Source organism: Actinomycetospora sp. CA-101289, assembly GCF_050955895.1.
In the GTDB taxonomy this organism is placed as follows: Bacteria; Actinomycetota; Actinomycetes; order Mycobacteriales; family Pseudonocardiaceae; genus Actinomycetospora.
The window spans coordinates 680247-694146 of sequence record NZ_CP192093.1 but is presented as its reverse complement, the minus strand read 5'-3'; the positions used below and the strand labels follow the sequence as shown (position 1 = coordinate 694146).

At 76.2% G+C, this 13900-nt stretch carries 14 protein-coding genes; 5 read left to right on the top strand and 9 right to left on the bottom strand.

Features of this window, described 5'->3' with window-relative positions; translation table 11 throughout:
* The first annotated feature begins 41 nt into the window (after positions 1 to 41).
* Positions 42 to 1034 (top strand): LacI family DNA-binding transcriptional regulator, encoded by a 993-nt coding sequence (locus tag ACQPX6_RS03385; RefSeq protein WP_433785421.1) that lies wholly within the window; start codon positions 42 to 44, stop codon positions 1032 to 1034.
* Here the strand turns inward: ACQPX6_RS03385 and ACQPX6_RS03380 are convergent.
* Both ACQPX6_RS03380 and ACQPX6_RS03375 read right to left on the bottom strand, forming a co-directional pair.
* A complete protein-coding gene (locus ACQPX6_RS03380) occupies positions 1031 to 1519 on the bottom strand; it encodes an SRPBCC family protein (protein ID WP_433785420.1) in 489 nt (162 codons plus the stop codon). The genes ACQPX6_RS03385 and ACQPX6_RS03380 overlap by 4 nt on opposite strands.
* Positions 1520 to 1584: 65 nt before the next feature.
* The gene (locus ACQPX6_RS03375; RefSeq protein WP_433785419.1) at positions 1585 to 3261 is read right to left on the bottom strand and encodes an NAD-binding protein; all 1677 of its coding nucleotides are present in this window, start codon (positions 3259 to 3261) and stop codon (positions 1585 to 1587) included.
* Between the two features lie 34 nt (positions 3262 to 3295).
* On the opposite strand from ACQPX6_RS03375, the gene xylB reads away from it, so the two are divergent.
* Positions 3296 to 4693, top strand: coding sequence for a xylulokinase (gene xylB, locus ACQPX6_RS03370; RefSeq protein WP_433785418.1), 1398 nt, complete (start codon positions 3296 to 3298; stop codon positions 4691 to 4693).
* Positions 4694 to 4907: 214 nt separating this feature from the next.
* Here the strand turns inward: xylB and ACQPX6_RS03365 are convergent, their stop codons facing one another.
* The 4 genes from ACQPX6_RS03365 to ACQPX6_RS03350 form a co-directional block, all read right to left on the bottom strand.
* Positions 4908 to 5264 carry a hypothetical protein gene (locus ACQPX6_RS03365; protein ID WP_433785417.1) on the bottom strand — a complete coding sequence of 119 codons (357 nt, stop codon included), beginning with the start codon at positions 5262 to 5264 and terminating at the stop codon, positions 4908 to 4910.
* Complete coding sequence (locus tag ACQPX6_RS03360) at positions 5261 to 6085, bottom strand: DUF692 domain-containing protein (protein WP_433785416.1); 825 nt, start codon at positions 6083 to 6085, stop codon at positions 5261 to 5263. Before ACQPX6_RS03360 ends, ACQPX6_RS03365 begins: the two co-directional genes overlap by 4 nt.
* Positions 6082 to 6978 (bottom strand): TIGR04222 domain-containing membrane protein, encoded by an 897-nt coding sequence (locus ACQPX6_RS03355; RefSeq protein WP_433785415.1) that lies wholly within the window; start codon positions 6976 to 6978, stop codon positions 6082 to 6084. Before ACQPX6_RS03355 ends, ACQPX6_RS03360 begins: the two co-directional genes overlap by 4 nt.
* Before the next feature lie 128 nt (positions 6979 to 7106).
* Positions 7107 to 8633, bottom strand: a complete 1527-nt coding sequence (locus ACQPX6_RS03350; protein WP_433785413.1) for a DEAD/DEAH box helicase — start codon at positions 8631 to 8633, stop codon at positions 7107 to 7109.
* 209 nt (positions 8634 to 8842) lie between these two features.
* Between ACQPX6_RS03350 and ACQPX6_RS03345 the strand changes: the two genes are divergently transcribed.
* Positions 8843 to 9943 carry a M4 family metallopeptidase gene (locus ACQPX6_RS03345; protein ID WP_433785412.1) on the top strand — a complete coding sequence of 367 codons (1101 nt, stop codon included), beginning with the start codon at positions 8843 to 8845 and terminating at the stop codon, positions 9941 to 9943.
* Positions 9940 to 10242, top strand: coding sequence for a protealysin inhibitor emfourin (locus tag ACQPX6_RS03340; protein ID WP_433785411.1), 303 nt, complete (start codon positions 9940 to 9942; stop codon positions 10240 to 10242). Before ACQPX6_RS03345 ends, ACQPX6_RS03340 begins: the two co-directional genes overlap by 4 nt.
* Before the next feature lie 37 nt (positions 10243 to 10279).
* Here ACQPX6_RS03340 and ACQPX6_RS03335 read toward each other — a convergent pair whose 3' ends face one another.
* Genes ACQPX6_RS03335 through ilvD form a run of 3 tightly spaced genes read right to left on the bottom strand, consistent with a single transcriptional unit; the run spans position 10280 to position 13187 of the window.
* Entirely contained in the window at positions 10280 to 10987 is a 708-nt protein-coding gene (locus ACQPX6_RS03335) for a hypothetical protein (RefSeq protein WP_433785410.1), read from the bottom strand.
* A gap of 48 nt (positions 10988 to 11035) precedes the next feature.
* Complete coding sequence (locus ACQPX6_RS03330) at positions 11036 to 11467, bottom strand: GNAT family N-acetyltransferase (protein WP_433785409.1); 432 nt, start codon at positions 11465 to 11467, stop codon at positions 11036 to 11038.
* Positions 11468 to 11492: 25 nt separating this feature from the next.
* Complete coding sequence (gene ilvD / locus ACQPX6_RS03325) at positions 11493 to 13187, bottom strand: dihydroxy-acid dehydratase (protein ID WP_433785408.1); 1695 nt, start codon at positions 13185 to 13187, stop codon at positions 11493 to 11495.
* Positions 13188 to 13403: 216 nt separating this feature from the next.
* Here ilvD and ACQPX6_RS03320 point away from each other — a divergent pair, with 216 nt between their 5' ends.
* Positions 13404 to 13838: a hypothetical protein gene (locus ACQPX6_RS03320; RefSeq protein ID WP_433785407.1), complete on the top strand. Its 435-nt coding sequence runs from the start codon at positions 13404 to 13406 to the stop codon at positions 13836 to 13838.
* Positions 13839 to 13900 lie beyond the last annotated feature (62 nt).

Sequence of the window (13900 nt, the reverse complement as noted above, 5' to 3'; positions counted from 1 at the left end):
TGCGCGAGAGCGGGCGGGCCGCCGGAGGAACGGAGCCGGGCATGGTCACGATGGCCGATGTCGCACGGATGGCCGGCGTCTCCACCGCGACCGTGTCGCACGTCCTCAACGGCACCCGGCCGGTGCGCGCCAGCACCCGCGAGACGGTGCTCTCCGCCGTGGCCGCCACCCACTACACGCCGAACACCGTGGCACGGTCCCTGGCGACCGCGAAGACCACGACGATGGGCCTGGTCCTCTCGGCGATCTCCAACCCCTACTTCGGCGAGCTGCTGCACGCCGCCGAGTCCGCGGCCGCCGCGGCGGGCTACACGCTGCTGCTCGTCGACCCGCACGAGGACCCCGAGTACGAGCTGACCGTCGTCACGCGCCTGCACCACCACCGCGTCGACGGCGTCGTGCTCGCCCCGTCGGCGCGGCCCGAGGCCGCGCTGGCCTACCTCGCCCGCCACGAGGTGCCGACGGTGCTGCTCGACCGGCTCATCGACGCGGGCCACGACCAGGTCGGCAGCGAGAACCGCGAGGCCACCGCGGCGCTGACCGGGCACCTCGCCGACCACGGGCACACGCGCATCGGGCTCGTCGCGGGGCTCGACGGGCTGTCGACCACCGGGGAGCGGCGCGACGGGCACCGCGACGCCCTGCGCGCGCGGGGGCTGCCCGCCGACCCCGCGCTCGAGGTCAGCGGCGCCTCGGCGACCGGGCCCGCGCGCGCCGCCGTCCACCGGCTGCTCGCCCTCGACGACCCGCCGACCGCGATCGTCGCGGGCAACAACAGCATGACGATCGGCGTGATGCAGGCGCTGCGCGACGTCGGGCTGGCCGTGCCGCGCGACGTCGCGGTGGCCGCGTTCGACGACTTCGCCTGGGCCGACCTGTTCTCCCCGCGCCTCACCGTCGTCGCCCAGCCGTTCGACGAGATCGCGGCCGCCGCGGTGGAGATGCTGCTCGGCCGGATCGCCGACCCCGAGGCCCCGCCCGCGACGCGCCGGCTCGCTCCGCGCCTGGTCGTGCGGGAGTCGTGCGGCTGCTAGCCGGTGAGCTCCGCGAGGTGGTCGAGGGAGCGCTCGAGGTGGTCCACGCCGAAGGGCGGGAAGCTGATGTGCTCGCGGAGGTACGAGGGGACGCGCGACCAGTCGTAGGTCAGCGTCACGCGGCAGGTGCCGTCCCCGTCGGCCTCGACCTCGTAGCCCCAGGTCCAGCCGCCGTAGCCGATCTCGCCGTCCGGCCCGTACTGCCCGGGCTGCCAGGCGATCGCCCGCGGCGCCTCGAAGACCTCGACGCGGTTGTGCATGCGGTAGTCGCCGTCGGGGTGGTTCGCGTGGAACATGCCCATGCCGAAGATCTCGCCGGCCCCGGTGATCCGGCGGCCCGGCTCCAGCGGCTCGCGCACCCAGCCGGTGCCGTCGATCGCGGCGTGCGTCGCGGGGTCGGCGAGCACCCCGAACACGCGCTCGGCGGGGGCGTCGATCGCGCGCGTCACCACGAGGACTTCGTCGGTCGTCGTCTCGGTGCTCATGGGAGCGCCCCTCTCCGTCGTTTGGTGCGGCGAAGCTATCAGGTAGTACGAACGAAGGACAGGAGTCAGTCGACAGCGGTCCGCGACGCGCAGCGGGCGTGGATCTCGGTCAGCCCGTCGCGGGTGGCGGCGACGACGAGGCGGTCGCCGACCTTGAGCCGGCGCGTCGGGCGCGGCGGGCACTCGAGCACCGCGTCGTGGGCGGCCCCGCGGTAGACCCCGACGACGCGGACCTCGCCGTCGCTCTCGGCCGCGGTGGGCGGCAGGCCCGCGAGCAGGGCGCTGCGCCCGACGGAGACGTCCGCGAGCAGCAGCACCGAGCGGCCGACGGGGACGGTCGCGACGACCTGGTGGTCGCGCATCGCCGCCGCGAACGCCGGCGCGGCGAGGAACGAGACGCTGCGGGAGACGGCGACCTCGAGGGTGCGCTCGACGCGGCGCGCGAGGTCGTCGTCGCGCAGCCGCAGCACCACGCGCAGCCGCGCGCGCAGCGACCGCCCGACCAGCCCGGTCTCGAGGTTGGCGACGTCGTCGCGGCCCACCGCGACCAGCGCGCGGCAGTCGCCGACCGAGGCCTCGGTGAGGGTCTGGCGTCGGGTGGTGTCGCCGACGATCACCGGCAGCCCCATCCGCCGCAGCTGCGTGACGCCCGGGCCCTCCTCGTCGTCGACGGCGACGACGGGGACCCCGCGCTCGTGGAGCTGCTCGACGACCCGCACCCCGACGTTGCCGAGCCCGACCACCACGACGTGGCCGCGGCGCGGGCGCGGGCGTTGCGGGGTGCCGGCGAACCGGGCGCTGACCGCCGCGTCGACGACGACCGCGGTGACCAGCGGGATGATCGCGATGCCGACCACGGTGACGAGCGCCTGGACGGTGCGGGCGACGGCGGCCCGGTGGGTGTCGGGGTCGGCGGCGCCTGCGGAGTCGAGGACGGTCAGGTACACCGCGTCGCCCCAGGAGAGGTCGGCGAGCGTCGCGAACGCGACGGTGCCGAGCACCAGCAGGGCGACCAGCGCGAGGGTCGCGCGGGCCAGCGAGCGGGTCAGGCCCGCCCGGAACCGCCGCCAGCCGCGCGTCAGTACCCGGCGCCAGAGCGCGCGGCGGTGCCCGACGACGCGGCCCTCGCGGTGCACCGGGACCCTCGCGAGCACGAGGTCGGCGGCGGTGTCGTCGTCGGGCAGGAGCACCGGCGGGCCGAGGTCGGGGCGCCGCGCCAGCCCGCGGACCACGTGCTGGGGGCGCACGCGGTCACGGTCGGCGACGACCATCGGGTAGCCGGGCAGGTCGACCGCCTGGCGGGTGCTCACGCCGACCGCGGCGGTGACGAAGGCCGGTGCGGCGGTCGCGGACACCGAGAGCACGGTCGCGGTCGGCAGCAGCATCCGGATGCGCCCGGAGAGCGCGGGCGCGTGCAGGCGCACGACGAGGCGCACCGACGGCGCGAGCTCCTGGACGCGCAGCGCCCGGTGGATGTTGACGACGTCGTCGCGGTGGACGAGCGCCACCGACGTCGCCGCGTCCACCCGGGCCGCGGTGAACGCCTCGTCGTCGGGCTCGGCGACCTCGATGACCTCGACGTCGCGCAGCGCCCGCAGCCGCTCGACGACCGCGCTGCCCGGCGCCGTGAGCACGACGACGTCGACCCCGCGGCGCGACTGCCGCAGCAGCGCCTCGACCATCCGGAGGGAGAGCATGTCCTCCCCGCAGACGACGAAGCGCTCCCGCCCCCCGGTGATCACGTGACGTGACCCTAGCCGCGGGGATACTGCCGCCATGGCGCGATCAGCGGAGTTCGTCGTCGGGGTCGACTCGTCGACCCAGGCCACCAAGGTCCTCGTCGTCGACCCGGCCGACGGGCGGGTGGTGCGCGAGGCCCGGCGGTCGCACCCCGAGGGCACCGAGGTCGATCCGCGGGCGTGGTGGGACGCGCTGGCCGGGGCGCTCGGCGAGGTCGGCACCGACGACGTCGCCGCGATCGGGGTGGCGGGCCAGCAGCACGGGATGGTGCTGCTCGACGACGCCGGGGAGCCGGTGCGCGACGCGCTGCTGTGGAACGACACCCGCTCGGCGCCCGACGCGCAGGCGCTGATCGAGGAGCTGGGCGGGCCCGCGGCGTGGGCCGAGGCGGTCGGCACCGTGCCCGTCGCGAGCATCACCGCCACGAAGCTGCGCTGGACCTCGCGCGCCGAGCCCGACGTCGCCGAGCGCGCGCGCCGGGTGATGCTGCCGCACGACTGGCTGACCTGGCGGCTCTGCGGCTCGCCCGACGAGGCCACCACCGACCGCGGCGACGCGTCGGGCACCGGCTACTGGTCGACGGTCAGCGGCGACTACCGCCCCGACCTGCTCGAGATGGCGTTCGGGCGCACGCTCCGCGTGCCGCGGGTGGCCGAGCCGGCGGAGGTCGTCGGCCGGACGTCCGACGGGCTCGCGGTGTCTGCGGGCACCGGCGACAACGCGGGCGCGGCGCTGGCGATCGGGCCCGGACCGGGCGAGGTGGTCGTCTCGATCGGCACCTCGGGCACGGTGTTCACGGGTCACGACCGGCCGACCACCGACGCCTCGGGCGCCGTCGCCGGGTTCGCGGACGCGCGCGGCGGCTTCCTGCCGCTGGTGGCGACGCTCAACGCCGCGCGCGTGCTCGGGGTCGGTGCGCGGCTGCTCGGCGTGGAGCCCGACGGGTTCGACGAGCTGGCCCTGGCGGCCGAGCCCGGGGCGGGCGGGCTGGTGCTGCTGCCCTACCTCGACGGCGAGCGCACCCCCGACCGCCCGCAGGCGCAGGGCCGCTACGTCGGGCTGACGACGACCTCGGGGACGCGCGAGAACCTGGCGCGCGCGACCGTCGAGGGCATGCTCTGCGGGCTCGCCGACGGGGTGGACGCGATGACCGCGCAGGGGGTGCCGGCGCGGCGGGCCCTGCTGATCGGCGGGGGCTCGCGCTCGCGGGCGGTGGCCGAGCTGGCGCCCGACGTGCTCGGCGTCCCGGTCGAGGTGCTCGCGGCGCAGGAGTACGTGGCCCTGGGCGCCGCCCGCCAGGCCGCGTGGGCGCTGCACGGCGAGGAACCGGGCTGGACGGTGACGCGCGAGACCACCCGCGAGGTGTCCGACCCGGCCGCCGCGGAGCAGGTGCGCGCCCGCTACGCCGACGTGCGCGAGGGCAAGGCGCCGTAGCCCGGGGTTGGCGTGGTTCATGCCAGCGTGGGGGCCACGCTGGCGTTCAACGCCAGGAAATCCCCCCGCTCACTGGTCGGGAGTGAGGCTGCTGGAGGGCCACGCCGCCTGGTCGCAGCGAACGGGTATCTCGCTGCTTCTATGCGCGCGAAGTCCCCGTTGATCACCGCACGCGCGGTGTCCGCGCGGGTGATCGTGGTGGCTTTCCTGGCGTTCAACGCCAGCGTGGCCGCCACGCTGGCACTCGCGGTGCCCATCCCCGGCGAGGTCGGGGCAGCACGCCGCCGGCGCGCAGTGCGGCGACGAAGGCGTCGGCGTCCGCGTGCATCGACGTCCCCTCGCGCCGGGGATGCGCGGTGATCCACGCGTCGAGGCGCGGGCCCAGCTCCGCGCCCAGGCGCTCGTGCACGTCGACGGGCACCAGCCGCGCCAGCGCCCGCCGGCGCTTCGCCCGCAGCGCGTCCGCCTCGAGCGCGACGCGCGCCGGGTCGACGCCCTCGGGCGCCGGGCCCGCGGCCACGAGCGCCGCGAGCAGCTCCGCCTGACGCGCGGCGAGCTCCTCGCGACTCACGCCCGTACCCGCTCGTGCACCGCCCGCAGCGCCGCCAGCTCCCCCGCCAGCTCGTCGTCGGTCGGGTAGCGGTCGTCGCGCTCGAGCAGCACCGCGGGCGGCCGGTGGCGCGCGCAGAGCTCGTCGAACAGGTCGAGCACCGGCGCGGTCAGCGCGTGCGCGTGCGTGTCGTGGTAGACGCCGTCGCGCTCCACCCCGCCCGCCGCGTGCACGTAGACGACGCGCTCGAGCGGCAGGTCGTCGAGCACCCGCGCGGGGTCCTGACCCAGGTTCACCGCGCTCGCGTGCAGGTTCGCGACGTCGAGCAGCAGCCACGCCCCGGTCCGCGCGCACAGCTCGGCGAGGAACGCCCCCTCGCCCATCTCCGCGTCCGGCCACGCCAGCAGCGGGGCGATGTTCTCCAGCGCCAGCGGCACCCCGAGCACCGCCTGCGCCGCGCGCACGTTCTCGACCACGACGTCGAGCCCCTCGCGCGTGCGCGGCACCGGCAGCAGGTGTCCCGACTCGAGCCCGCCCGCGCGCACGAACGCCACGTGGTCGCTCGCGAACGGCGCGTCGAGGGCGTCGGCGACGGCGGCGAGGTGCTCCACGCGGTCGACGCGCAGCGGCTCGGCCCCGCCCAGCGACAGCGACACCGCGTGCGGCAGCACCGGCACCCCGCGGGCGCGCAGCGCGGTCAACGACGCAGGGACCGCGTCCGCGCGCAGGTCCTCGGCCACCACCTCGACGAAGTCGACGCCGGGCAGCCGCTCGACGGTCAGGTCGATCTCGCGGCGCCACCCGATGCCGACGCCGTGCGGGCCGCCGGCGATCGGCGTCACCCGCCGCACCCGCCCCCGCCGCACCCGCCGCCACCGCAGGACGAGCCGCACGACGAGCCCGAGTCCCCGGAGAAGTCGCTGCCACCGGAGTCGCTCCCGCCCCCACCGAACGACGGCGCCGCGAGCAGCGCCGCCACCTCGGGGTCGGGGAACATCGCGAACCCGCCGAGCGCGACCAGGCCCGCGACGCCGAACGCGCCCGCCATCGCCGTCCCGGACATGCCCCCGGCGTGCGCCATCGCGGGGTCGCGATAGCGGGCGAGCGTCTCGCGGCCCAGCGGCGTCGGCCGGTGCAGCGGCACGGCCACCAGCGTCACGAGGCTGAGCACGCCGACGAGGACGATCAGCACGACCAGGAACGCCACCGACGCGCCCCGGGCGATGCCGGCCGCGAGGCGCAGGACGCCGAGCAGCTCGACGAGCCCGAGGGCGCCGACCGCGAGGTACTTGCTGCGGCGCACGGCGTCCGGGTCGTGCAGCAGACCCTTAGCCCGCGCGCCGTCCTCGATCGCGCGCACCGCCGGACCGTGGTGCACCCGCAGCAGGACGCCGTTGATGCTCATCGCCGGGTGCGACTCGACGGCGCCGACGACCGCCTCGTCGAGGTCGCCGACCGGCGGGCGCCCCGTGGAGCTCAGGTGCCGCTGGTGGGAGATGCGCAGGACGCCACCGTCGACGAGCCGGGCGATCGCCGTCTCGATCAGCCGCTTGCGCCCGCCGGCGAGCAGTGCGAGCTCCTCCACCGACGGCGTGACGGGCGCACCGCGCACGGCGCGGGCGGCCCGCCGGTCGAGGTTCCACCGCTGCAGCGGACCGACCAGCCAGGCCACGACGACGAGCACCACGAACAGCCCGAGGAACACCGGGCCCGGGATGCCCCAGGTGTCACCCACGACGACCTCCGGGAGCGCGATCCGATCACGCACGGGAGTGCGCGCCCGTACTTTTCCCGTCGCCGACCGCGGAGAGCAAGCGATCTCACCCGAGTGGCCGAGCGTTCGGCTACTGCGGGTGATTCCGGTCAGCGGGCGCGACCTCGGCCACGTCCCGCACCCGCACGCGACGAGTGGGCCGCAGCCGAGTGCGTGGACGTCGAGTAGGTGGTCGGCGACGACTGCCCGCCGCGCGACTGGCCGCCTCGCGACTGGCCGCCTCGCGACTGGCCGCTGCGCGCCTGGCCGGTGCCGCGCGTCTCGGTGGCACCGCCGCCCGAGCCCGTGCCGCCGCGACGACCCTGCCCGCGGCCTCCGCCGCGACGGCCTGCACCGCCACCGGCACCCGCGCCGGGACCGCGCGAGCGGCCACCCCCGCCGGACCCGGCCGCCGGCTGGGGCGGGGGCTTGCGGGACGCGGCGGCCGGACCGTCCTCGGGGTCGACGCGCGGCGCGGGCTCGCCGACCAGCGCGGCGATCTCCCGGGCGCCCGGCACGACCGTCGCGGTGCGGGGGCGGATGCCGGCCTTGCGCGTCATCGACGCGACCTCGGACCGCTCCGACGGCTGCACGAGCGTCACGACGTCACCCGAGGCGCCGGCGCGCGCGGTGCGCCCCGAACGGTGGGTGTAGGCCTTGTGCTCGGTCGGCGGGTCGACGTGCACGACCAGCGCCACGTCGTCCACGTGGATGCCGCGGGCGGCGATGTCGGTGGCGACGAGGACCCGCACGTCACCGGACTGGAAGCCGGCGAGGTTGCGGTCGCGCTGCGGCTGGCTGAGGTTGCCGTGCAGCTCGGTCGCCGGGATGCCCGACGACGTCAGCTGGCGCGAGAGCTTGCGGGCCGCGTGCTTGGTGCGCGTGAACAGCAGGCTGCGCTCGCGCCCGGAGGCGAGCTCCTGGATCACCGCGGTGCGGTTGCCGGGGTCCACCGTGAAGACGTGGTGGGTCATGTCCGGCACCGGCTCGGACGCGGTGTCGACGCTGTGGGTCACGGCGTCGTGCAGGAACTCCCGCACGAGCCGGTCGACCTCGCCGTCGAGCGTCGCCGAGAACAGCAGCCGCTGGCCGTCGCCCGGCGTGCGGCGCAGGAGGCGCCGGACCGCGGGCAGGAAGCCGAGGTCGGCCATGTGGTCGGCCTCGTCGAGCACGGTGACCTCGACGCGGTCGAGGTCGACCAGGCCCTGACCGATGAGGTCCTCGAGCCGGCCGGGGCAGGCGATGAGGAGGTCGACGCCGCGGCGCAGCTCGTCGGCCTGGCGGCCCTGGCCGACGCCGCCGTACACGACGGTCTGGCGCAGGCCGAGGGCCTCGGTGATCGGGGCGAGCGCGTCGCGGACCTGGCTCGCGAGCTCGCGGGTGGGGAGCAGCACGAGACCCCGCGGGCGCTTCGAGACGGTGCGCCCGCCGGCGAGGCGGGTGAGCACCGGGAGGCCGAACGCGAGGGTCTTGCCGCTGCCGGTGCGGCCGCGGCCGAGGACGTCGCGGCCGCTGAGTGCGTCGGGGACCGCGGCGGCCTGGATGGGGGTGGGCTCGGTGATCTCGCGCGCGGCCAGCACGTCGACGACGGCGTCGCTGACGCCGAGGTCGGAGAAGGTGGCTGCGGAGCGGGACACGGTGGTCGTCGGGATGTCGGGGGCCTCTCGTAGAGAATGGGGGCCGCGAGCGCCGACCCGTCCTCGAGAGGGGTGTGGGGAGACCGCGCGGAGCGCGGTGGCTGACGACCCGGGCGCCGGAACGGCGCCGTGTACAACATCAGTCTCCCAGAAAGCCCGCGTCCGTGTGCGCGACGGGGCCTGTCGGTGGGCTGCGGCACACTCGGTGCGTGATCGGCTGCCGCTGCGAGATCGCCCCGCCCACCCTCCTGCTCGCCGTGGCGGAGCAGGGCGATCCCGAGGTGCGCGACGCGGCGCTGCGCACGCTGCTGACCTCGGCGGCGCTGCGCTCGCGGCGTTCCGCGCTCGGTCCGGTGCTGCGCCGGTTCGGCCTCTCGCCGGCCGATCTCGCCTTCCTCCCGGCGCAGGCGCCCGACACCGGGCCGGAGAACACTGTGTACGACGTCGCCGGCGGCGAGGAGGCCGCGCTGCCCGGACGCCGCGTTCGCGGCACCACCGATCCGCCGTCGGGCGACGCCGCCGTCGACGAGGCGTTCGACGGCGCGGCGGCCACCGCGGCGTTCTACCGCGAGGTGTTCGCCCGCGACTCGATCGACGGCCGCGGGCTCGACCTCGTCTCGTCGGTGCACTTCGGGCAGCGCTACGACAACGCGTTCTGGACCGGCGACCAGATGGTCTACGGCGACGGCGGTGGCGGGGTGTTCGTCGCGGGCGGGCTCACGCGCGCGCTCGACGTCGTCGCCCACGAGCTGACCCACGGCGTGACGCAGTTCAGCGCCGGCCTGCAGTACCGGGGCCAGAGCGGGGCGCTCAACGAGTCGTTCTCCGATGTGTTCGGGGTGCTCGTGGCGCAGCGGGCGGCGGGCACCGATGCGGCGTCGGCGTCGTGGCTGGTCGGCGAGGGCACGCTCGAGCCGTCGCTCGGCCGCGCGCTGCGCAGCATGATCGCGCCGGGCACGGCCTACGCGGGCGACGACCAGCCCGCCGACATGGACGCCTACGCCGACCTGCCCGCCGACGACGACCCGCGCAACGACAACGGCGGCGTGCACGTCAACTCCGGCATCCCCAACCGCGCCTTCGCCGAGGCGGCGCGCACCCTCGGTGGCGAGGCGTGGGAGACGGTCGGCCCGGTCTGGTACGAGGTGCTCACGGGCGGGCGACTCGCCCCCACCGCCGGCTTCGAGGACTGCGCCGCGCTCACCCTCACGGTCGCGGGTGAGCGCTACGGCGGGGGCTCCGCCGAGCAGGACGCGGTGCGCGGCGGGTGGGAGGCGGTCAAGGTGCGGCTGCCGGCGGACAAGCGATGAGGGTGACCGTGGTGCGGTCGGGCGGCGTGGCGGGGATGGTGCTCACCGTCGAGGTCGACGCCGCCGAGCTCGACGCCGACGCCGCGGCGGAGCTGCGCGGACTGGTCGACGCCTGCGAGTTCGGCGACGGTCCGCCGAGCGTGGTGGCCGACGGGTTCGGCTACGAGGTGGCGGTCGAGCGCGACGACGGGACCGTCGGCCGGTCCCGCTTCCGGCAGGGCGGGGCGCCGCCGGGGGCCGGGGCGCTCGCGGCGTGGGTGGTCGACGGCCCGCACGGGCACCGGAGGGCGGGGCGGTGAGGATCGCGGTGCGGGGCGCCGGGCCTGAGGGAGGGCGTCACCAGCCGCCGAAGAGATCGCCGCCGCCGAAGCCGTCGAACCCGCCGCCGTCGAACCCCGCGTCCCCGGCGAAGGCGTCGCCGCCGATCGCCGCCGCGCCGAAGCCGGACACCAGCGCGCTCGCCACCATCATCCCGCCGACGGCGCCCACGCCGCCGAGGAGCATCGGCTTCCACCAGGGCTCGGAGTACCAGCCGGCCGGGACGGGGCGCCCGCCGACGACGCCGCCCGGGTAGTAGTGGTCGTTCCGCGCCGAGGGGTGGGGTGAGCCGCTGACGCTGCGGCCCTCGACGTCGACGGTCCGCGCGCTCGCCAGCTCGCCGGCCCGGGCGCGGTCGGCGGAGTCGGGCAGCGCGGGGCCGGGGTCCATGCCCATCGCGGTGCGCGCGGCGCGCACGTAGTAGAGGCCCTCGAGCGCGGTGTCGGCGACGAGGCGATACTGCGGCGCGGTCGACGCCTGGTCGAGCTGGGCGCCGGCCGCGGTGTAGCGCTCGGCGGCGTCGGCGAGGGCCTGCTTGCTGGGCTCGTCGCTCCCGGTCAGGTTGAGCACCTGCCCGCCGAGGCGGTCATACCAGCGCCGGGCCTCGGCCTCGGCGTCGGACAGCTGCCCGGCCGCGGTGGTGCCGCGCCCGCGTCCGCGCGTGAGCACGAGCGCGAGCAGGCCGCCGACGACGAGCAGGATGATCAGGATCTCCACGTCCGCCATGCTCCGCGCGGGCCCTGAGAAGGCGCTGTGAGCTGCCTGGGCGGCCCCTCAGTCCCGGCGCATCGGCACGTGCGGGATGCCGTCCTCGTCGTAGCCGGGACCGCTGACCGCGAAGCCGAGGCGCTCGTAGAACCCCTGTGCCTGCACCTGCGCGCCGACCACGACCGGACCGTCGATGCCGGCCATCACCGCGCGCATCAGGGCCGTGCCCGCGCCCGTGCCGCGGTGCTCGGGCGCGGTGACGATGCGCCCGAGCCGCGTCACCCCGGCCCCCTCGTCCACCACCCGCAGATACGCCGCCATCTCCCCGCCCGGGCCGCGGGTCCAGACGTGCTCGGCGCGCGCGTCGACCCCGTCGAGCTCCTGGTACGCGCAGTCCTGCTCCACGACGAACACCCGCACCCGCAGCGCGAGCAGCTCGTAGAGCTCGGCGGGCGTCAGGTCGGCGAAGCGCACGCGCCGCACGGGTGTGCGCGCCATTCCGTGCCCCACCACGGGCAAGCGCTCACGAGGCGGAGCCAAAGCCGACGACGGCACCCTGCGCCGCCGAGCCGACCAGCCGCGAGTACTTGCCGAGCACACCGGTGCGGTGCTTGAGCGGCGGCGCGGTCCAGCCCCGCGAGCGCTCGGCGAGCTCCTCGTCGGAGATCAGCAGGTCCAGGGTGCGCGCGGCGAGGTCGAGGCGGATGCGGTCACCCTCGCGCACGAAGGCGATCGGCCCGCCGTGCGCGGCCTCGGGCGCCACGTGCCCGACGCAGAGCCCGGTGGTGCCGCCCGAGAACCGGCCGTCGGTGAGCAGCAGGACGTCCTTGCCCAGCCCGGCGCCCTTGATCGCCCCGGTGACCGCGAGCATCTCGCGCATCCCCGGTCCCCCGCGCGGGCCCTCGTCACGGATGACGACGACGTCGCCGGGGTTCAGGCTGTTCGACGACACCGCGTCCATCGCGCCCTGCTCGCCCTCGAACACCCGGGCGGTGCCCTCGAACGACGACGCGTCGAAGCCCGCGGACTTCACCACCGCGCCGTCGGGGGCCAGCGAGCCGCGCAGGATCGTCAGCCCGCCGGTGGGGTGGATCGGGTTGTCGAGGCGCCGCAGGATGTCGCCGTCCAGCGGCTCGGGGGCCAGCTCGTCGAGGTTCTCGGCGACCGTCTTCCCGGTGACGGTCAGCGCGTCGCCGTGCAGCAGGCCCGCGTCGAGCAGCGCCCGCATGACCACCGGGACCCCACCGACCTTGTCGACCGTGGTCATCATGTGCCGGCCGAACGGCTTGACGTCGGCGAGGTGCGGGACGCGGTCGCCGATGCGGTTGAAGTCGTCGAGCTCGAGGTCGACCTCGGCCTCGCGGGCGATCGCCAGCAGGTGCAGCACCGCGTTGGTCGACCCGCCGAAGGCCATGACGATCGCGATCGCGTTCTCGAATGCCTCGCGGGTCATGATGTCGCGCGCGGTGTGCCCGCGGCGCAGCATCCCGACGACGGCGTCGCCGGACGCGCGGGCGAAGCCGTCGCGGCGGCGGTCGGCCGAGGGCGGCGACGCCGAGCCGGGCAGCGACATGCCCATCGCCTCGGCCGCGCAGGCCATGGTGTTGGCGGTGTACATGCCGCCACAGGCGCCCTCGCCCGGGCAGATCGCGCGCTCGATGCGGTCGACCTCCGCGCGGGAGATCAGGCCGCGCGCGCAGGCGCCGACGGCCTCGAAGGCGTCGATGATCGACACCTCCTTGCCGTCGACCGTGCCCGGCATGATCGAGCCGGCGTAGAGGAACACCGACGCGAGGTCGAGGCGCGCGGCGGCCATCAGCATCCCGGGCAGCGACTTGTCGCAGCCGGCGAGCGTGACCGTGCCGTCGAGGCGCTCGGCGGACACCACCGTCTCCACCGAGTCGGCGATGATCTCGCGGCTGACCAGCGAGTAGTGCATGCCGACGTGGCCCATCGAGATGCCGTCGGACACCGAGATCGTGCCGAACTCCATGGGGAAGCCGCCGCCGTGGTGCACGCCCTCCTTGCTGGCCGCCGCGAGCCGGTCCAGCGAGAGGTTGCACGGGGTGATCTCGTTCCAGGACGAGGCGATCCCGATCTGCGGCTTGCCGAAGTCGTCGTCGGTCATCCCGACCGCACGGAGCATCCCGCGGGCCGCGGCCCGCTCCAACCCGTCGGTGACGTCGCGGCTGCGGGGCTTGAGGTCGGCGGACTCCATGAGGCGAAGGTAACGCTTGTCCGTCCCCGGAGCTCCGGGCAGACTCCTGCGCCATGTCCGGGGAGACGATCGAGCGGTTCTGGCCGAGCCGCCGCCCCGACGCCTACGACGAGCTCTGTCGTCGCGCCACCGCGCGCCGCTGAGGCCCCTCCCGGGGAGCACCGCCCGCGCGTGGACTCCGTGCCCCGCACGCCGCGACCCCCTGGAGCCCCAGCCATGACCGTCCTCGCCCCGCCCCGCATCGTCCACCTGGACCCCGTCGACCACGGCCTGGTCGACCCCACGGGCGGCTCCCGCGACCTCGACACGATGCTCCAGCGGGCCCGCGCCGCCGAGGCCGACGGCGCCGCGCTGGTCGTCGTGCCCGCCGGGCCCCGCGACGTCCCCGCCGGCCACCACTGGCCCAGCACCGCCCAGGCGCTGGCCGTCCTGCTCGCCACCACCTCGGTGCGCGTCGCCGTGGGCGTGCACCCCGTCGCGTGGGAGCCCGCCGCCCTCGCCCGCTTCGCGCGCAGCGCCGCGGGCCTGGCGGGCGACCGCCTCGTGCTGGAGGTGTTCGGCCCCGACGCCGGCGCGTTCGCGATCGCCGTGGGCCGGCACGGGGCCGGGACGGTCGTCGTCGGCGACGCGGGCCTGCACGCGCTCGTCTGACGCATTCCCCCACCACGGGCGACGTCCGTCACCGGGCAAATAGTTGACGTCTCAAGTGACGG

What these genes read in the sequence shown, in the direction of transcription:
- ACQPX6_RS03385 (WP_433785421.1), top strand. Translation starts at nt 42, where the DNA reads ATGGTCACGATGGCCGATGTCGCACGGATGGCCGGCGTCTCCACCGCG.
- ACQPX6_RS03380 (WP_433785420.1), bottom strand. Translation starts at nt 1,519, where the DNA reads ATGAGCACCGAGACGACGACCGACGAAGTCCTCGTGGTGACGCGCGCG.
- xylB (WP_433785418.1), top strand. Translation starts at nt 3,296, where the DNA reads ATGGCGCGATCAGCGGAGTTCGTCGTCGGGGTCGACTCGTCGACCCAG.
- ACQPX6_RS03340 (WP_433785411.1), top strand. Translation starts at nt 9,940, where the DNA reads ATGAGGGTGACCGTGGTGCGGTCGGGCGGCGTGGCGGGGATGGTGCTC.
- ACQPX6_RS03335 (WP_433785410.1), bottom strand. Translation starts at nt 10,987, where the DNA reads ATGGCGGACGTGGAGATCCTGATCATCCTGCTCGTCGTCGGCGGCCTG.
- ACQPX6_RS03330 (WP_433785409.1), bottom strand. Translation starts at nt 11,467, where the DNA reads ATGGCGCGCACACCCGTGCGGCGCGTGCGCTTCGCCGACCTGACGCCC.
- ilvD (WP_433785408.1), bottom strand. Translation starts at nt 13,187, where the DNA reads ATGGAGTCCGCCGACCTCAAGCCCCGCAGCCGCGACGTCACCGACGGG.
- ACQPX6_RS03320 (WP_433785407.1), top strand. Translation starts at nt 13,404, where the DNA reads ATGACCGTCCTCGCCCCGCCCCGCATCGTCCACCTGGACCCCGTCGAC.